The organism is Corynebacterium sp. LaCa_282 (genome assembly GCF_057198125.1).
Genome location: NZ_CP191095.1, coordinates 1,686,525 through 1,704,097 on the forward strand (window position 1 = coordinate 1,686,525; position 17,573 = coordinate 1,704,097).

Consider the following 17,573-nt stretch of genomic DNA (forward strand, 5'->3'; position numbering starts at 1 on the left):
TGGGCACCATGACCGTCGAGATTTCTGATTCCCGCCTGACCAATTCGCTCGCCCAAGGCTGCGGCGAGATTTTAAAGGGTGTGCGCAATGGTGGCCTGCTGCGGGGCCTTTCGCTTGGCGATGCCGGCGATGACGCCGCCCAAGAATGGATCGCCCGCGTATTAGAACAGCACCGGCCCGGCGATGGCGTGCTCTCTGAGGAAGCCTCCGATGACCTTGCCCGGCTAAAAAAGAAGCGCGTCTGGATCGTGGACCCGCTAGACGGCACCAAGGAATTTGCCACCGGCCGCCAGGACTGGGCGGTCCACATCGCCCTCGTTGAGGACGGCACCCCAGTCCACGCCGCGGTGGGCCTGCCGGATTACGGCGTGACCTTCAAGTCCTCCGATGTGCGCGCCGTCGCCGGCCCGCTATCCAAGAAATTCGTCATCTCTCGCAACCGCCCGCCCAAGGTGGCCGGCTACATCGCGGAAAAGATGGGCTATGAAACCGAGGGCGTCGGCTCCGCCGGGGCCAAGGCCATGCACGTTCTGCTGGGCGATTATGACGGTTATATTCACGCCGGCGGCCAATACGAATGGGATCAGGCCGCCCCGGTAGGCGTGGCGATGGCAGCTGGCCTGCACTGCTCCCGCCTCGACGGCAGCCCCATCACCTTCAATAACGAGGACACCTTCATCCCCGATCTGCTCATCTGCCGCCCCGAGCTCAAAGACGAGATTCTAGAGCACGCCGCGGCCTTTGCCGAGGAGAATGGCGGATTTTAGAGCCCTAGCTCATCGGCGAGCCGCGACACAGCGCGGGCATGGAACTCAGCGAACTCGCTCAGCGTATCGCGCCCTAGGTAGCCGAAAACCTCGGCGTTGATCACCCCGATGATCCTCACCCAGGCCTCCAGCGCCATTTCCATAGCGTCCGCGCTGAGCTCGGAGCCCATATCTTTCGCGGCTGCCTCCATATCTGCATCCAGTTGGCGCGATCGCTGCCCCAACGACGCGACCGTAGACTGTTCTAGCAAGGCGGCGAGGCGGCGGCTAACTTTGGTACCCGCTGCTATCGTCTCGGCAGCTGGCGCTTGATAGCCCACAATCGGGGTGCCGTAAATCAGCCCCCACCGTTGCGGAAATTCAAGGGCCCACTGCCTCATCGCACCTACGAGGCCAATGAATCGCTCACGCGGTTGCGCACTCGGATCATCGCGCCGCACCACTGCCCCATCAAGGGAGTCAAAAGCATCAACAATGAGGAGAGTAATAAGGCTCGCCCTATCCGGTACGTAGCGGTAAATACCAGAAGGGACGATTCCTAGCTCACGGGCTATGGCCCGTAGGTTCAGCGCCTCTACACCACCACTAGCTAGTTGCTGCCGTCCCAGCTCGATGATGCGGGTCATCGTCTGCTCTCGGGCGCGCTCGCGTGGGGTTTGTGCCATGGGAAAACTATAGCAACTCACAAAAGAGAGCACTGCTCTTGCTTTCAGTGGCCCCGCCCTATACTTTTAGAGAGCACCAGTCACTAATATGAATAGGACTCCGGATAATGAAATACCTCATCACTGGCGCTGGACCCGTTGGCCGTGCGGTTGCCCGCGAACTCACCGCCCGAGGCCATGAATGCATCATCATGAGTCGCCACGGTTCCACACTCGACCTAGGCCCACACGTACAGCACATCACCGGCGATGCCACCCAAAAAGAGTCCTATCCCGCAGACGTCGACGGCATTGTCCACTGCATCCACGCCGCTTATAACGCCGAGGCATGGCGCACGCTCCTCATCCCCGCTGAGCACACAGCCCTCCACGTCGCCGCCGAACGCGATATCCCCATAGTATTCCCAGAATCCATCTACGGATTCGATCCAGGCTACGAAACGGTTTCACCAGATACCCCTTTAACCACATCCAGACAAGGAAAACCCGGCGTGCGCGCTGCGCTCATCAATACCCGCCTCGCTTCACCTGCCCGCACCGTATCGGTGGTGGCCGCAGATCTATTTGGCCCGGATTCTGGCCCGGGGTGCGTGTATCACCAACTGATCATCGGCAAGCGCATTCCCCTCGCACTCTTCAACGCGCATACCAAGCATTCGGTTACCTACCTTCCGGACTTTGGCCGCGCGCTTGCCGATGCCCTCCTTGACCCCACCAGCCCACCTATCATTTCCGTACCCTGCGCCCCTGCAATTACCCAGGCGGAGTTCGCATACCTCGCAGGCTGCCGGCACTCACCCATAACGCTGCGTCCGTGGATGCTCAAGCTTGGCGGGCTCTTTAACTCCGATCTTAATGGGCTATTGGAGATGAGCTACCTGTGGGAACACCCCTCCATTTTGAGCGGTGCCACCGCCCAGTGGGAAGCCACCCCGATCGAGCAAGCGATCCGCGAAACCCTTCGCACGGACAGCCCCACTACCAGCACCAACAAGAAATTGATTTTCCGACTATCCCCATGGCTTTCTAACGTTCTACACTGGGGCACCATGAGTGATACGTCCACCGCCTCTAGTGCCACTATCAAAACCCCGTATGAGGATCTCCTCCGCCGCGTCCTCGAATCAGGCACGGCCAAAGGCGATCGCACCGGCACCGGCACGCGCTCCATTTTCGGCGCACAGCTGCGCTATAACTTGGCGGAATCCTTCCCTCTGCTGACCACGAAGAAGGTCTACCTTCGCGGGATCATCGGCGAGCTGCTGTGGTTCCTGCGCGGCGATTCCAATGTGAAATTCCTGCAGGATAATAACGTGCGCATTTGGAACGAGTGGGCCGATGAGAATGGCGATCTGGGCCCGGTCTACGGCGTGCAGTGGCGCTCGTGGCCCACCCCGGATGGGAGCCACATCGACCAAATCCAGCAGGCGCTCGATACCCTGAAGAATAACCCGGACTCGCGCCGAAATTTGGTCTCCGCGTGGAATGTATCTGAGCTCGACCAGATGGCGCTTATGCCCTGCCACCTGCTCTTCCAGCTCTACGTAGCCAATGACACGCTGTCGCTGCAGGTCTACCAGCGCTCGGCGGATATGTTCCTGGGCGTGCCCTTTAATATCGCCTCCTATGCGGCGCTGACCCACATGTTTGCCCAGCAGGTCGGCCTCAAGGTGGGCGATCTCATCTGGACCGGCGGCGATTGCCACATCTATAACAACCACGTGGAGCAGGTCCAAGAGCAGCTTTCCCGCGAGCCGCGTGAGTACCCGCAGCTTAAACTCAACAAGGCGAAGGACCTCTTCTCCTATGACTTCGCCGATTTTGAGGTGCAGGGCTACGACCCGCACCCGGCCATCAAGGCGCAGGTGTCGGTCTAATGCTTGGCGCGATTTGGGCGCAGTCCCTGGACGGCATCATCGGCGATGGCGCGCAGATGCCCTGGCACGTGCCGGAGGATCTCAAGCACTTCAAGGACGTCACCATGGGCGCGCCGGTCATTATGGGCCGCAAGACCTGGGAGTCCCTCAACCCTAAGTTCCGCCCCCTGCCCGGCCGGGAGAATTACGTGCTCTCCTCACGCGCGCCCGGCACGTGGTCAACTGGTGCTACGGTGGGCAGAACGATGCCCGCGCTTGCCGATGCCTGGGTCATCGGCGGTGGCCAAATCTACACCGCCGCCTTGGACCAGGTGGACCGCATCGAAGTCACTCTCATGGGCGTAAACATCGGCGATATCTATGGCGATGACGCCGTCTTTGCCCCGGATATCCCCGAAACGTTCGGCTTGGCCTACAGCACGGACTGGCTCACCTCTGACACGGGGCATTTAGAGCTTCCCGAGCAGCCGGCCAGCGAGCTACCCATGAAGTACCGCTTTTTAACTTACGATAGAAAGGATGCAGCATAATGACTGTACAAGCACCCGAAACCAACGCCGATGCCACCATCTTCTACGCCGACTGGTGCCCATTTTGCGCCAAGCTCATCAAGAACTTGGATCGCACCGAAACCCCCTACGAGCTCGTGGACGTAGAAGGCGATAACGCCGACGACATCAACGAGTGGATCAAGTCCGTCAACGACGGCAACCGCATCATCCCCACCGTCTTGTACTCCGACGGCACCCATGAGACCAACCCGCCTGCATCCTCCGTGCGCAATAAGCAGGAAGAGCTGGCAGGCGCCTAAACCCCATAGCAAAGGCTGCTGGCCGGACCTATACAAATGGCCGCGCACGCAGCCTTTTGGGGCGCACTCGCGCCCCACTGCTATGATGATCCGAGTTGCATGAGCAACCTCCCCGCCCCAGTAGCTCAGGGGATAGAGCACGGCTCTCCTAAAGCCGGTGTCGGAAGTTCGAATCTTCTCTGGGGCACCATTTTGTACCCCTCTGACCTGCATCAGAGGGGTAAATTTTTCCACGCTTCTACTTATTGACCCCGAGCACCAAAACTCTAAGGCGTCGAATTTGGTTTTGATACGGTTTAGTCATGAACCAGACGCGTCCGCAGAACATTGGCATCATACTTTTTGATGGGTTCGAGTTACTCGATGTTTGTGGCCCCGCAGAAGTACTCGCAAATACTCCAGGCCTTGAGGTCAACTATCTGTCAAAACATGACAGCCCGGTAAGCAGCGCTCAAGGCGTACGCATAGTTCCGACAATGCGTTTTGAATCTTTCTCTGGAGATACTCTGCTTGTGCCAGGAGGACGCGGTACACGCTCACTTGTTCAAGATCCAGAATTCCTCCGCCAGCTAACCGCCCTTGCAAGCTCGGCGGACATCATCACCTCAGTTTGTACTGGGGCAGCGCTACTCGCCGCCGCGGGCCTTTTAGAAAACCACACCGCTACCACAAATAAGAACGCGTTCGACTGGGTTAGAACGCACGGCCAGAAAATTGAATGGAAAAAGCAAGCTCGATGGGTCCACGACGGCAACCTCTGGACATCATCCGGTGTGGCGGCAGGAATTGATATGGCGGTGGCTTTCATTACTCACTTCTTCGGTGAAGAAACAGCATCCTCTGTCACCAATCATATTGAGCTCATCGTCAACAGCAATCCCGATAACGATCCGTTTGCTGTCTGATTTCATTCGGTCCAAGCATGCAGAGGCGGTACACCTTAGTTCCCTCATATCAATAAATAGTTATTTTATGATCCCTAAAAACCGCTTATCTGCATTCGCCCCCATTAAGGGTAAATCTTCAGATCCGGCTAGAAATAGCTTATAAACAGTATTATACGTTTTAGGTAAGCCTTACTTTCCCTACTGTTTATGAATCGAGGTTTACCATGACCCAACAGTCCTCTACGCCCGCACGGAATACAAGCTCATCCAGTGGGTCGACGGCACGTTTAAACACCAGAGATCTCATCAACGCTGGCATCTTTGCTGCACTTTACTTTGTAATCACCTTTGTAAGCGGAATGATTGGATTCGCAGGACCACAATTCATGTTTATTGGATGGTTCATCGCGGCAATCGCAAACGGAATCGTGCTAGCGCTTTATGCTGCCCGCACGCCCAAAATGGGTGCTTTCACCCTCGTCGGTGGTATTAACGGACTAGCATTCATGCTCACCGGACACTACTTCTGGACCCTGCTGGGAAGCATAATTCTAGGGTTTATCGCGGATTTGATTATTACAAAAAGCCACCTCAGTATTGCCAAATCCTTCCCTCTTGCCTACAGCGTCTTCTGTGTCTGGATTTCTTTGCCTTTTATCCCGCTAATTCTGGATACGGACTCATACTACGTCGATATCGCAGACCAAATGGGGCAAGAATACGCCGATGCTATGTCGGATATATTCCAGCCATGGACCATTGGAGTACTGGCCATTTGTGCGCTCATCGTCGGCTTTATCGGAGGAAAGGTCGGAGTTCGCGTCAGCCGCAAACACTTTGAAAGCGCTGGTCTCCTGTGAGCCTGCAAAAACAGGGCGTGCTTCGTCGAGCTTCGATCGATCCACGGACCGTGCTGCTTTCTGTTCTAGTAATCAATGCGGTAGCTCTCAGCCACGGCCACCTACCGACACTGCTGATTTCTATCGCCTTCAGCTCCATCGCACTAGCTACAGTAAAGCCACACTATGGTCTTATTTGCCTGTGCGCTTTTGCATTATCCTATCTAGGGTATTGGGGCCTATTACAGCTTCCTGGCTCCACATTTTTCGCTTTTTCGGCGGCAATTTTTTCGTGGCTAAGCCGTTTTGTCATCAGCATATCCATCGGCGCATTCGGCTTACTCACTCTCACACCATCCACGTTGACCTCAGCACTGCGGGACCTGCGTTTACCAGGCTGGGCCACCATTCCACCGGCGGTGTTCCTGCGCGTGTTGCCGATCATCGTGGCAGAAGCCAAAGCCATCCGCGATGCCATGGTCCTTCGGGGTCTCCAGCCTGGAGCGAAAAGCTGGTTCACACAGCCCACACAATCGTCCGCGATGCTGATCATCCCCTTGTTAGGCGCCGTCGTCCGCGCTGGTGATGAGCTCGCTGCCTCTGCTCTTGTCCGCGGATTGGGAGGACCCACACGCCCAACCACCACCGCCGATCTTTCCTTCAAGCTTGTCGATGCAACTGCAATAGCTGGGTTGGGCCTCGTTGTTGCCTCTGTCTGGCTTCCCACGGAGGTCCACTTATGAACGAACGCAGTGTCGCAACCAGTGTAAACGCCCATAACGTTTCTTTTACATATCCATTGGGCGCTCGGCCAGGCATTCAAGGTGTATCTGATGTGTCTTTTTCTGTCTCTCCAGGACAGTGCCTACTGATTACCGGTGATTCCGGATCGGGAAAGTCCACGGTACTCAAGTTGATCAACGGACTCATCCCCCATTTCAATCCAGGAGAGCTACTAGGTACCATCACTATAACAAAGGATGGCCAGGACTTTAACCCTGCGCAGGAACCGCTGTCCCGCGCCATCGAGTTCAGCGCCTCAGTATTCCAGAATCCACGGACGCAGTTTTTCACTGAAAGCGTCAATGCAGAATTAGCCTTCGGGCTAGAAAACCTGGGTGTGGATCCCACAGAAATTGAATCTAGGATTCAATCAGCGGTCGAGTTGCTAGGCATTAACGATCTTCGGGGCCGGCGATTCAAAGAATTATCCGGTGGACAGTTACAAACCGTGGCATGCGCATGCGCGCTTGTGTCCCCGGGCAGTCTCGTGCTTCTCGATGAACCCACGTCCAATCTCTCCATGGAAAGCATCGATATTCTTGCACGCGTGCTACACCGCTTGAAGGAATTAGGCACAACGATCATTATCGCTGATCACCGCCTCTTTTTCTTAAAAGATATCGCTGACCAAGTTATTTACTTGACTCAGGGAAAAATAGCGCGCAGTTTCCACGCCCAAGAGTTTTATGCCTTAGACGAACCCGAACGCAAACAATTGGGGCTACGCAGCTTACACCACGTTCCACTCCCCGCGAGCGTGCCCGAACCACCCACGCCCGAAAACGCCGATCCCCAGCGGAGCGGACTCGAGTTAAGCGATATCCGTTTTTCTTATGGCACGCATGAGGTGCTCAACATTGACCACGCATTTTTCCCCAGCGGCGAAGTCACCGCCTTAATCGGGCCTAACGGCGCTGGAAAAACCACCCTCGCCAGGATCATTTGTGGTCTTGCTTCTCCCAAACGCGGCGGTAGTCTCCGTTTGAACAGCAAACGAGTAGGAGCAGCAGCTCGGAGGCGCAGCGCGTACATGGTAATGCAGGATGTTGGCCGCCAGCTATTCGCTGCCACCACCGAAGAAGAGGTCACGCTCGGACTGGCAAAGAAGAAGCGGGACCACATCGATGTCAACGAGATTCTCCATCGCCTCGATCTGGAAGAGATGGCCCAACGGCATCCGCAGTCTCTGTCCGGTGGGCAACGGCAACGCTTAGCCATAGCTTCAGCCCAAGCCGAGCAAGCAGAGGTCTACATCTTCGATGAACCTACCTCTGGAGTGGGCTGGCGCCAACTGCAATCCATCTCTGCGCTGCTTCGCTCTCTTACAGCAAGCGGCGCAGTGGTCATCGTTATCACCCATGACCACGAATTCATCCAAGAATCAGTCACCAGAATCATCGATATGACTGACATCAACAAGAATTGAGAAAGAAATGTCTGAGGTAAAACAAAGTTCCACAGGATCAAACGGAACCCACGCACCAGAATCACACGGTGCGTCACCGGAAGAAGAGGCTCGCGCAAAACAAAAAGCCGGCCAGGCCGCTCTAAAAAAGCTACTGGCCCCAGTACAAATAACCATCTACTTCGCACAGTTTCTCGCGCTTATATCCTCGGTACTCGCCGTAGCACCCTACGTCGCGTTGGTGGCATTGGGAAATGCTCTAATCGACGGCAATACTGATGACATCGCGTCCATTGTGAAATGGCTACTTGCTGCATTTTTGGGCCAGCTATTCTTCTATTTCCTTGCCCTTACGATCACCCACTTCGCTGATGCAAAGCTGGTGGGGATTAACCGGCACCGAATTATTACCGCTATTGCGAAAGCACCACTCTCGTGGTTTAGCCAGACTAATTCCGGCAAAGTCCGCAAAGCTGTCGAGGACGATACGCTAACTCTGCACACCCTGACAGCCCATGCTCCTGTAGAGCAGGTCGCCGCGATCTTTACACCCCTTGCGCTTCTGATTTATGCCTTTATCTTGGATTGGCACCTTGGCCTACTTTCTATTGCCACTGTGCCCATTTTCCTAGCAATCCAAGCGTATTCAATGAAAGATATGGGCACAAAAACTGCGGAAATGGATAATTATCTGGGTGAGGTCTCTGCCACTGCGGTGGAGTTCTCCGAAGGTATTTCCGTCGTCAAGGCTTTTGGCACCGTTGGTAAAGCTCACGCGCGGTACCGCGAAGCTGCTAAACAATTCGCTGACTTCTATTACGAGTGGGTACGTCCGCTTCTTCGCGTTAGCGCAATTTCAGAATCCGTGGTGGCGGTTCCCGTGCTCATCCTTATCAATGTAGGAGTCGGTTCTCTGCTAATAGCCGGGGACTATGTCACGGTTGCTGAAGTCATCGCCACAACATTGATTGCCCTGGTGATCCCGGGCACGATTCAAACCGTCGGCCGCATGATGTGGTCTTACCAGCTCGCTGGCAATGCGGCGTTGCGCCTTGATGAAGTCATGACAATTTCCCACGTAAAAGAAGGCCAAAAGAGCCTCGATGCCAGTAGTGAAGACATGGAGGTGGAATTCCACAAGGTCAGCTTTAGCTACGCCCCAGACACACCAGTCCTCCAAGACTTTTCTGCGCAATTAAACGCAGGCACTGTCACGGCATTGATTGGCCCCTCCGGGTCTGGCAAATCCACAGCAGCAACGATGCTGGCGCGTTTCCAGGATCCAGATTCGGGCACAATCACTATCAACAACGTGGATATCCGTGATCTCACTTTCGACAGTTTGTACCGCACTGTGGCTTTCGTCTTACAAGATCCTCACTTACTGCGAATGAGTATTCGGGAAAACATTCGCCTTGCACGCCCAGAAGCTCGTGATGAAGAGATCTGGCAAGCAGCAGAGGCCGCGCACATAGCTGCTGATATTCGCGCTTTACCGGCTGGGCTCGACACCGTTGTTGGTGAGGACATCTCTTTATCCGGTGGACAACAGCAACGCATTTCTATTGCCCGGGCAATTATTACCAATGCCCCAATATTGATCCTGGATGAAGCTACTGCGGCAACTGATCCTGACTGCGAAGCAGAAATTCAAGCAGCTCTAGCCACACTCGTCAGAGACAAGACCGTCTTAGTCATCGCCCACAAGCCAGAGTCCATCCAAGGCGCAGACCAAATAATCCGCCTCAAGCCTGTGAAGGATAATTCTCATGTCTAATGCCACCACGCCTGCTAGTTCGCGGCTTCGTGATCCGTTACTTACTCGCAGTGTCAAAAAGCTGCAAAGTCCTGTAGGTCATAAGCTCAATAAAAGGCATGCTTGTCTATCGCTTATCGTTGGCGTGCTTGACGGCCTCGCCGTTCTCACGCTCGTGCCACTTACAAAGGCACTCGATGGGGATACGACGATCGCACCATGGATGTGGACGCTTTTGGCAATTGCGCTCGTAGCTTTTGCGCTACGATTTTTCGCAACCATGGCCTCTTACCACACGGCCTTGGATTTCATCCGAACCGCGCACACGACTGTGGGCGATAAATTAGCAACGCTACCGCTCGGCTGGTTCGTACCGGCTAATACCGGCGGCCTATCTCGTCTCGTCTCAGATCGTTTTATGGTGGCGGCCGAGACTCTTGCACATACTCAAGGCATGGTGTACCGCGATGGTGCAGCACTTATGACCCTGTTGGTTGGAGCGTGTTTCTGGAATCCGCGGTTGGGATTGGTCTTTCTAATCATCGCACCATTGGCGCTCGTGGTGATGCAGTTGGCTGCGTGGATTCGTGAGAAAGCATCGAACCGCGCACTCGGGCCGAGTAAAGAGCTCTCCCAGCGCATCGTAGAATTTGCTAACCGCCAGCCGGCCTTGCGCGCGGCGGGAAAATCACAAGGGTTTGCGCCGCTTGAGCAAGCACTAGAAATCGATCATAAAGCACGGATACGCGAGCTATGGGTATCCACATTAGCTTTGCTACTCAACGGCATAGTAGTGCAGATCTTCATCGTGGCTCTCATTATGGTCTCCGCGAATCTTGCCGTTGAAGGCGCCCTATCGCCACTAGAAACAATTGCGATCATCGGAATCAGCTTGAGGTTTACCCGCACGCTTGAGCAGCTGGGCTCTTGTTTCGTCGGTTTAGACGCAGGCCGTATCGCGCTCGCAGAAACCGAGCTCATCACCGATGCCCCTTCCCTGCCAGAACCCACTACTCCGCGTACAGGAGACGGTTCGGGCAGTGTTGAGCTGCGCAATGTCACGTTCGGATACGGAGATAAGCCGGTATTGGTCGATGTCGCCTTCCACGCCCAACCGGGCACCGTTACCGCCATTGTCGGTCCTTCCGGCTCCGGAAAGACCACAATTGCGCGCCTTATTTCACGATTCTGGGATGTAGATTCCGGGGCGGTGATGGTTGACGGCGTAGATATCCGCGAGCTTGGAACCGAACAGCTAATGTCCAGACTATCCATGGTCTTTCAGGACGTCTATCTCTTTGATGATTCGCTGATTGCTAATATCCGCGTTGGTCGTCCCGATGCCTCCGATGAGGAAATCTTCCGTGCAGCTAATCTTTCAGGCGTGACTTCTATTGCGAACCGGCTAGGGTGGCACACTCCGGTTGGTGAAGGAGGACGGCTTCTGTCTGGCGGCGAGCGCCAGCGCGTATCTGTTGCTCGCGCGCTGCTCAAACAAGCGCCGATTGTTCTCTTTGATGAAGCAACTTCCGCGCTCGATGCAGAAAATGAGGCAAATATCCTTGCCGCAATGGACGAGCTACGGGAGAAGTCTACTTTTATCGTCATCGCCCACAAGCTGGATACAATCAAATCTGCTGATCAAATAGTAGTCTTGGATGAACACGGGCACGTCAGCCAACTTGGTACCCACGCTGAGCTTTCCGATGTCCCCGGTATCTACCGTCACTTCTGGCAGCAACGCAAAGCAGCACGCGGGTGGAAAATCAGTTCTGGACGCGATTAACGCGGGCACCGAGATCGGCATTGCTTGCGGGGGCACCCTTCTCCCCCGCAGCACGGCGCACCCGAAGTGCACCAACAAAGCCCAGCGCGAGGAACGCGGTAGCGGCGATGAGCGACCGCTGCGCGGCGTTGGTCATGCCCTCGCTTAAGGCCTGCACCACTGCCCCAGGCGCCCCGTACCGTGCCGCGACGCGGCGGGCGGCTGCACCGGAGAAGAATGCACCGATTGCCATGGCTGACGGCGCGAAGCCCACGGCCGAAACCGCGAGCGCCACCGGAACCGGCAAAATGGCCGCGTTTTCTGACCACGTCCAGCCAAAGATGCTGAATGAGGATTGGGGCTCCCACCAGCCCAGGTCGGGGCCCTCGATAATCGCGAATACCAGGACACCCATTCCGTCAGCGCACCGCCGACGAGCGGCCCGACCGCTGCAGCCCTGGAAATCACTGCGCTCCGCACACCAAAGGCTGCGGCACGGTACTTGCCCCGGAATACGGCATTAACGGTCGAAAGCATGGACGACATGATGAACGCGGCGCCGATAGCCTGTACGGCGCGCGCGGAGATCAGCGTGGCAGCGGAGGTAGAAAATCCCGCCAATACGCTGCCTGCCACAAATATCGTCAGGCCGGCGAGGAAGGCGCGTTTGCGGCCCCAGGTATCAGCAAGCTTGCCTGTCGACAGCAGCAGCGCCGCCAACAACACCGCATAGAGGCTGTTAGCCCACTGCGCTTGCGTCAAGTTGAGCTGCAGGTCAGTGATGATCGATGGCAATGCCACGCCGACGATAGTGCCATTTAGAACAATGATGCCCAGTCCGACGGATAGAACCGCCAGGCTTATCCAATCGCGGCGAGCAGGTGCTGTGACGTTTTCTTGTGCGCTGCGCTTGGTCATAGTTAGGCGTTCACCGAAGCTTTGGTGCTGCCGTCATCTGGCGCCTTGATGGCCCGGCCCAAATTCACGAGGAAGACCGTCAGCCCCACCGTGATGAAGATGTGGCCCAGCCCAGCAATACCGGAGATCATCTCATTGGATTCCTTGCCCAGCACCGTCAAAATGCCGTGCGAAATTTGCATGCCGACGGTGAGCACCACGCCCACGTTATACAGCCAGAAGAACGAGTTGAATAGCTGGCGGTACCGCGACAGTGCAAAGACCTTTTCCAGCGCCAACAAGATGAGGAATAGCATGAAGCCCAGTGCCAGCAAGTGGGTGTGGGCCACGCTTAGCTGCGTATATTCGCCTTCCGGGAAATCTTGTAGCTTCGTAAACTCCCGATAAAACAAACCAGCGACCAAGCCCAAGACGAGGTAGAAAATCGCTGCCCTGTACAAAGCCTTCATGTCATTACTCCTTCCCAGTCATCACAGTGACTGGATAGCCGAGGCGATCAATTTCTCTATATACATATCTTGCCCCGACTTCTCTGGCTTTGAATCGCAGAGGCGGTTGAACCTTGAATCAACCAGTAGGTTGATTGGACGCGCGTTTCCTCGTGTCCACCAATCAGGGGTCAGGTCCGGTGATACGGGCGGTAAGCCCGACCACATCGACATGGGAGCCCATCAGCTGGCGAAGGCGGTGGTAGCTGTAGTGACACTGACCCGCCTGGACGGTGGATTGAGTGTAGCAAGCCTACAATTCCTGCAGTGTGTGCACTGTGTGCCCAGTGTGTGTTTTGACTACGGCGTCAAAGTCAATCGGGACGAATTCTTCTTACCCAATGCTGCGTTTCTCAATGAAGAATTCGTCCAACTCGCCATTCGTTGATGCCGCGACCTGCTGAACCGTGGTCAGGTCCCGGCTCCGCAATGCATGATTCGCTCCTGAAATCGCGTGATGCGAGCACCCGAGCGGGTCTTCAAACTATCGGTAAGAACGCTGCCGTATCAGCTGCGTCTTCACCGCACGGTTATCCGCCATGACGGAATCCTTCCAGTACCGCCCGGAGCGTTGTGAGCTGCTACCGGATACCCACTAAAGCGCTACCAGATAGTCACGACACTGCTATTAAGTGGCCGACAACAACAATCTATTGCGACCTATGTCATATTAATGTATGTTTTGTTTCACAGGACACTTTTGATGAAAGGAACTTTAAAATGGGGTCCTCTACAATAAACTCTCCCCCCTCCGATAGAAAGAAGCTCTCTACCTGGGAAGTCACAGCGATTTCTGTCGGATTTATGGGACCAGTTATGGCCATGTCCTTGAATGGAATCGGAGTTGCCGGACTAGTCGGCAAGGCGGTTCCTTTCGCATTTGCTATCGCTTTTGCCGGAACACTTTTCGTTGCCTATGCCTTCGTACGACTCCTTCAGAGAGTTAAACATGCAGGATCGGTTTATGCGTTGGCCGGTATCACCATTGGCCCCAAATCTGGATTCTTTAGCGGCTTCGCATTACTCGGCACATATGTCTTCATGACTACTTGCATTTTGGGCGCCTGTAGCGTTTTTTTCGAAGCAATGTTGCAAGAATTGGGGGCTCAAACTCCGGTTGGCCTTTGGCTTCTCATACCTATCATTGTCTCTACAGCCGGACTCTATCTAAATTTAAGAAACTCATCTGCCGCCGCTCGTGTGACGCTTGCGATCGGCTTTGTTGGAATCTTAGCGATGGTGGTCCTTTCCGTTGTCATATTGGTCAAAGTGACCGGAGGAGATTCTTTAGCTTCTACTTCCCTTGATTTTCAAACACTTACTCCGGCTGGGAATTCTTGGTCAGCCGTAATGACGGCATCTGTATTCGCTTTCCTTTCCTGGGCAGGGTTTGAGTCTGGTTCATCGCTTGGAGAAGAAACGGCAAATCCCAAACGCACAGTTCCACTCTCATTGCTCCTAGCAGTAATCATTGGTGGATTTCTCTACGTATTCGTCATGTTCGCCCAAGTCAATGGTTTCGGAACTGACGAGAAGGGCGTAGCTATGTTTGCCGAATCGTCCTCAACTTTGACTCAGCTTGGTTCAATGTACATCGGACAGTGGTTCTCGGTTCTAATTTCAGTAATCGCCTTCGCAGTTGCATTCGGGGCATTCCTCAGCTCGAGTACCGCCACCTCCAGGCTCATCCACACTCTTGCTCGCGACGGCTTCGGTCCCTCAACGTTCGCAAATCGCGATTCAAAAACGTTTATTCCGAAAAGCTCCGTATGGGCCACTAACATTATCGGTTTGCTTTTGGCTCTCGCACTTGGAGCTGCTGGGCGGACCAGCGTCGAAATCTACTATTGGTACGCGACAATTGCCACCCTCTGCATGGTTGTTGCTTATGGCATGGCATCAGTAGGGGCTATCAAATTTATTCTAAAAAAAGATTCCAGCATTCCTCGGTGGGAAACCATCTTTCCGCTACTTGCTGTGGGCTATCTAGTCTACGTCTACTTCATTCAAGTTGTAGGCCAAGAGGCGCCGTACACCTACTTCCCTTGGATTTCAGGGGCCTGGTGCCTTCTAGGACTCATAATCGTCTTGGCAAAACCCCGATTAGCTAACCAAATTGGAAGAAAACTAACTAAGGAGGACATCGAATAATGTCTAACCCCAAAAACTCAAGCACCTTTACTTTCCTCGCAACAAGCGATATCTCGGCTCGAACCAAAGGCCGCGCTGTAAGCACAAAGGATTTCAAAGAAGGCACAAGCGTGGGTTGGGTGCCAGCCAACCTGGGAATTGGGCCTCTAGGTCACATCGTCAGCGGTATTCCTTACGATTCAACTGGTGACATTCGCCTACTAGCAGATCCCAATGCCCTTTTTCACTTAAAGGGAATCCCAAACCTCCCCGATTTTAACGTCTGCTTTTCTGACTTAGTCAACAATGATGGAACGGCATGGGAGTCTTGCTCGCGTACCTTTCTAAAAAATGCGGTAGAAGAACTGAAAGACAAACACGGGCTCACCCTTACTGCTTCATTTGAACACGAGTTCACCGAAACAAATGCCTCCGAATCCACTCACCCATTTTCGTTCTCGAACTTCGTAGACGGAGAGCCTGTAGGAGGAACGATTTTCGAAATCTTAGAGCAAGCTGGAATTGAACCAGAATGTTGGCTTCCCGAGTATGCACCTTACCAGTATGAACTCACTATGAAACCCTCCGATCCAGTCTTGGCTGCCGATCGTGCAATTCTGCTCAGAGAAATCGTGCGTACCTGCTTCAAAGCTTACGGTCGTGAGGTTACGTTTTCACCTGTCCCAGACGCCTCCGAGGGTGGATCCGGCGTGCACGTTCACTACGGGCTTTACGGACGCAATGGTGAGATCATTTCTTTTGATCCAAACAAACCGGGGCGGATGTCTAAGATTGCTAGCCAGTTTAATGCAGGAATTATAAAGTACGCTGCTCCAATGACTAGCTTGTTCGCGCCTCTAACCGTAAGCTATCACCGCCTGAAACCAAATAAATGGTCCGTCGCGCAGGCTTTCTGCGGGGAGCAAAACCGAGAAGCACTTGTAAGAATCTGCCCAACTAACGAAATTGGTAATCGAAAGCCTGACAAACAATTCCACTTTGAGTTCCGCGGTGGAGACGTCGGAGCAAATCCTTGGATCCTGATGGGTATTATCATTCGAGCAGGCATGGCTGGGATAGTTGAAAACTTGGACCCTGTAAGGGTGGTAGTAGGTGAAGCGGACTCGGACAAAGACTCTTCTTTCGAGGGTCAGCCGTTGCCATCGACCTTGGAAGAAGCCCTAAAGGCTTTCGAAGAAAATGAAGTTGTTCGTTCTTGGTTCTCCGAGGCTTGGGTAGAAACTTTCCTTAAGGTGAAGCGAGATGAAATTGCCACGTTAGAAGAAAAAAGCATCGAAGAGCAATGTGAGGTGTATGCAGATGTCTATTAAGAGTATCAATGAGTTCCTACATGCATTGGATTCTCTTCCATTGTTCGACCACCACTGCCATGGAACCGTTACTGAACAACTTCAGCGCCCCGACTTTGAAGAACTCATTTCCGAGTCGTCTAGCCCAGCAACCGTCGGAACGACTCGATTCGATTCCCAAATTGGTTTTCAGGTTCGAGGCGCCTGTGCTCCAGTCTTAGGATTGGACTCATTTTGCTCACCAGAAGAGTACATGGCGAAGAGAACATCTATGCCATCAGAAAGCATTAACAAGAAGTTTCTCGAAGCCACCGGAATCGAGACTTTTGGTCTCGAGACAGGTCACTCCGCAGATATGATCACGTCCCCTAACGAACTACATCAACTAACCGGGAAAACTGTCCATGAAGTAGTTCGGCTAGAAAGGGTCGCCGAAGAAGTAGCTGAAAAAATCCGCGATCAGGAAAGCTACGAAAAGGAGGCTGCCTTTCTCGAAGAACTCGACACCACTCTGCGGGCTCGAATAAAAAATGCAATAGGAGTAAAGTCCATTGCCGCGTACCGGGTTGGTTTAGATTTCCCATTCACTCGTCCAACCGAGAATGAACTATCAAAAGCGGTGACTAAATTACTAGCCCAGGAAGGAAGTATTCGACTCGAGGATAGTACAATCATTCGACACCTACTGTGGTTCGCAATCGACAAAGCTCAAGTAATTCAGCTCCATATCGGATATGGCGATGACGACGTGGACCTTCATCGATGCAATCCACTGTTGCTTACCAATCTATTTCGGCAATCGATCGGATCTGGCGCGCGCTTTACTCTGCTACACTGCTACCCTTACCATCGAGAGGCTGGGTACCTAGCGGACGTGTTTCCACATGTCTACTTCGATGTAGGGCTAGCGATTAATTACACTGGGGCCCGCGCTAATGCTGTAATTGCTGAATCTCTAGAACTAAGTCCTTTCGGAAAGATTCTATTCAGCTCCGATGCGTTTGGACTCCCTGAGCTATACTATCTAGGGGCGAAATTGTTCCGCGAGGGATTAGCTAAGGCTCTAATCAACTTCCACGAAGAAGCGAATTGGCCTCTTGACGAATGCTACCGAATCGCTCGGATGATCGGCTACGAAAACGCAGCACGACTTTATGAAGTAGATTAGGAGA

The 17,573-nt window shown here is 53.9% G+C and carries 16 protein-coding genes, 1 tRNA gene and 1 pseudogene; 14 read left to right on the top strand and 4 right to left on the bottom strand.

Annotated elements, in window-relative coordinates:
* Window positions 1-8: 8 nt before the first annotated feature.
* Window positions 9-767 (top strand): 3'(2'),5'-bisphosphate nucleotidase CysQ, encoded by a 759-nt coding sequence (locus ACP8KU_RS07875; RefSeq protein ID WP_023017607.1) that lies wholly within the window; start codon window positions 9-11, stop codon window positions 765-767.
* Here ACP8KU_RS07875 and ACP8KU_RS07880 read toward each other — a convergent pair.
* Window positions 764-1,432: a TetR/AcrR family transcriptional regulator gene (locus ACP8KU_RS07880; protein ID WP_005281934.1), complete on the bottom strand. Its 669-nt coding sequence runs from the start codon at window positions 1,430-1,432 to the stop codon at window positions 764-766. The genes ACP8KU_RS07875 and ACP8KU_RS07880 overlap by 4 nt on opposite strands.
* Before the next feature lie 1,049 nt (window positions 1,433-2,481).
* On the opposite strand from ACP8KU_RS07880, the gene ACP8KU_RS07885 reads away from it, so the two are divergent.
* From ACP8KU_RS07885 to ACP8KU_RS07930, 10 genes are all read left to right on the top strand, one after another.
* On the top strand, window positions 2,482-3,309 hold the full coding sequence (locus ACP8KU_RS07885; protein ID WP_284609590.1) for a thymidylate synthase: 828 nt from the start codon (window positions 2,482-2,484) through the stop codon (window positions 3,307-3,309).
* Window positions 3,309-3,839, top strand: a complete 531-nt coding sequence (locus ACP8KU_RS07890; protein ID WP_023028517.1) for a dihydrofolate reductase — start codon at window positions 3,309-3,311, stop codon at window positions 3,837-3,839. Before ACP8KU_RS07885 ends, ACP8KU_RS07890 begins: the two co-directional genes overlap by 1 nt.
* Entirely contained in the window at window positions 3,839-4,120 is a 282-nt protein-coding gene (locus ACP8KU_RS07895) for a glutaredoxin domain-containing protein (protein WP_023028516.1), read from the top strand. The genes ACP8KU_RS07890 and ACP8KU_RS07895 overlap by 1 nt, the downstream gene beginning before the upstream one ends.
* Window positions 4,121-4,234: 114 nt before the next feature.
* A tRNA-Arg gene (locus tag ACP8KU_RS07900) sits at window positions 4,235-4,310 on the top strand.
* Window positions 4,311-4,422: 112 nt separating this feature from the next.
* Window positions 4,423-5,025: a DJ-1/PfpI family protein gene (locus ACP8KU_RS07905; protein WP_484483567.1), complete on the top strand. Its 603-nt coding sequence runs from the start codon at window positions 4,423-4,425 to the stop codon at window positions 5,023-5,025.
* Window positions 5,026-5,231: 206 nt separating this feature from the next.
* Window positions 5,232-5,867, top strand: a complete 636-nt coding sequence (locus tag ACP8KU_RS07910; RefSeq protein ID WP_237792100.1) for an MptD family putative ECF transporter S component — start codon at window positions 5,232-5,234, stop codon at window positions 5,865-5,867.
* A complete protein-coding gene (locus ACP8KU_RS07915; protein ID WP_284897902.1) occupies window positions 5,864-6,589 on the top strand; it encodes an energy-coupling factor transporter transmembrane component T family protein in 726 nt (241 codons plus the stop codon). Before ACP8KU_RS07910 ends, ACP8KU_RS07915 begins: the two co-directional genes overlap by 4 nt.
* Window positions 6,586-8,055 carry an ABC transporter ATP-binding protein gene (locus ACP8KU_RS07920; protein WP_005279871.1) on the top strand — a complete coding sequence of 490 codons (1,470 nt, stop codon included), beginning with the start codon at window positions 6,586-6,588 and terminating at the stop codon, window positions 8,053-8,055. Before ACP8KU_RS07915 ends, ACP8KU_RS07920 begins: the two co-directional genes overlap by 4 nt.
* A 7-nt stretch (window positions 8,056-8,062) precedes the next feature.
* Window positions 8,063-9,811, top strand: a complete 1,749-nt coding sequence (locus tag ACP8KU_RS07925) for an ABC transporter ATP-binding protein (RefSeq protein WP_484483568.1) — start codon at window positions 8,063-8,065, stop codon at window positions 9,809-9,811.
* Entirely contained in the window at window positions 9,804-11,576 is a 1,773-nt protein-coding gene (locus ACP8KU_RS07930; protein ID WP_484483569.1) for an ABC transporter ATP-binding protein, read from the top strand. The genes ACP8KU_RS07925 and ACP8KU_RS07930 overlap by 8 nt, the downstream gene beginning before the upstream one ends.
* Here ACP8KU_RS07930 and ACP8KU_RS07935 read toward each other — a convergent pair.
* The 3 genes and pseudogenes from ACP8KU_RS07935 to ACP8KU_RS07945 all read right to left on the bottom strand — a co-directional run bounded on the left by ACP8KU_RS07935 (window position 11,557) and on the right by ACP8KU_RS07945 (window position 12,922).
* The gene (locus ACP8KU_RS07935) at window positions 11,557-11,970 is read right to left on the bottom strand and encodes a hypothetical protein (RefSeq protein ID WP_484484174.1); all 414 of its coding nucleotides are present in this window, start codon (window positions 11,968-11,970) and stop codon (window positions 11,557-11,559) included. The genes ACP8KU_RS07930 and ACP8KU_RS07935 overlap by 20 nt on opposite strands.
* Before the next feature lie 44 nt (window positions 11,971-12,014).
* A pseudogene (locus ACP8KU_RS07940) lies at window positions 12,015-12,473 on the bottom strand (MFS transporter); the annotation flags it as partial.
* A 2-nt stretch (window positions 12,474-12,475) separates the two neighbouring features.
* Complete coding sequence (locus ACP8KU_RS07945) at window positions 12,476-12,922, bottom strand: DUF2871 domain-containing protein (RefSeq protein WP_023028509.1); 447 nt, start codon at window positions 12,920-12,922, stop codon at window positions 12,476-12,478.
* Window positions 12,923-13,681: 759 nt separating this feature from the next.
* Between ACP8KU_RS07945 and ACP8KU_RS07950 the strand changes: the two genes are divergently transcribed.
* From ACP8KU_RS07950 to ACP8KU_RS07960, 3 genes are read left to right on the top strand one after another with little or no spacing between them, the layout of a single operon-like run.
* Window positions 13,682-15,112 carry an APC family permease gene (locus ACP8KU_RS07950; protein WP_023017592.1) on the top strand — a complete coding sequence of 477 codons (1,431 nt, stop codon included), beginning with the start codon at window positions 13,682-13,684 and terminating at the stop codon, window positions 15,110-15,112.
* Entirely contained in the window at window positions 15,112-16,422 is a 1,311-nt protein-coding gene (locus tag ACP8KU_RS07955) for a type I glutamate--ammonia ligase (RefSeq protein ID WP_023028506.1), read from the top strand. The genes ACP8KU_RS07950 and ACP8KU_RS07955 overlap by 1 nt, the downstream gene beginning before the upstream one ends.
* Window positions 16,412-17,569 carry an amidohydrolase family protein gene (locus ACP8KU_RS07960; protein WP_023028505.1) on the top strand — a complete coding sequence of 386 codons (1,158 nt, stop codon included), beginning with the start codon at window positions 16,412-16,414 and terminating at the stop codon, window positions 17,567-17,569. The genes ACP8KU_RS07955 and ACP8KU_RS07960 overlap by 11 nt, the downstream gene beginning before the upstream one ends.
* The last annotated feature ends 4 nt before the right edge of the window (window positions 17,570-17,573 follow it).

Bases quoted from the DNA above. Each gene is read 5' to 3' on its own strand.
- ACP8KU_RS07875 (WP_023017607.1), top strand. From the start codon at position 9: ATGACCGTCGAGATTTCTGATTCCCGCCTGACCAATTCGCTCGCCCAA.
- ACP8KU_RS07880 (WP_005281934.1), bottom strand. From the start codon at position 1,432: ATGGCACAAACCCCACGCGAGCGCGCCCGAGAGCAGACGATGACCCGC.
- ACP8KU_RS07885 (WP_284609590.1), top strand. From the start codon at position 2,482: ATGAGTGATACGTCCACCGCCTCTAGTGCCACTATCAAAACCCCGTAT.
- ACP8KU_RS07890 (WP_023028517.1), top strand. From the start codon at position 3,309: ATGCTTGGCGCGATTTGGGCGCAGTCCCTGGACGGCATCATCGGCGAT.
- ACP8KU_RS07895 (WP_023028516.1), top strand. From the start codon at position 3,839: ATGACTGTACAAGCACCCGAAACCAACGCCGATGCCACCATCTTCTAC.
- ACP8KU_RS07905 (WP_484483567.1), top strand. From the start codon at position 4,423: ATGAACCAGACGCGTCCGCAGAACATTGGCATCATACTTTTTGATGGG.
- ACP8KU_RS07910 (WP_237792100.1), top strand. From the start codon at position 5,232: ATGACCCAACAGTCCTCTACGCCCGCACGGAATACAAGCTCATCCAGT.
- ACP8KU_RS07920 (WP_005279871.1), top strand. From the start codon at position 6,586: ATGAACGAACGCAGTGTCGCAACCAGTGTAAACGCCCATAACGTTTCT.
- ACP8KU_RS07925 (WP_484483568.1), top strand. From the start codon at position 8,063: ATGTCTGAGGTAAAACAAAGTTCCACAGGATCAAACGGAACCCACGCA.
- ACP8KU_RS07930 (WP_484483569.1), top strand. From the start codon at position 9,804: ATGTCTAATGCCACCACGCCTGCTAGTTCGCGGCTTCGTGATCCGTTA.
- ACP8KU_RS07935 (WP_484484174.1), bottom strand. From the start codon at position 11,970: ATGGGTGTCCTGGTATTCGCGATTATCGAGGGCCCCGACCTGGGCTGG.
- ACP8KU_RS07945 (WP_023028509.1), bottom strand. From the start codon at position 12,922: ATGAAGGCTTTGTACAGGGCAGCGATTTTCTACCTCGTCTTGGGCTTG.
- ACP8KU_RS07950 (WP_023017592.1), top strand. From the start codon at position 13,682: ATGGGGTCCTCTACAATAAACTCTCCCCCCTCCGATAGAAAGAAGCTC.
- ACP8KU_RS07955 (WP_023028506.1), top strand. From the start codon at position 15,112: ATGTCTAACCCCAAAAACTCAAGCACCTTTACTTTCCTCGCAACAAGC.
- ACP8KU_RS07960 (WP_023028505.1), top strand. From the start codon at position 16,412: ATGTCTATTAAGAGTATCAATGAGTTCCTACATGCATTGGATTCTCTT.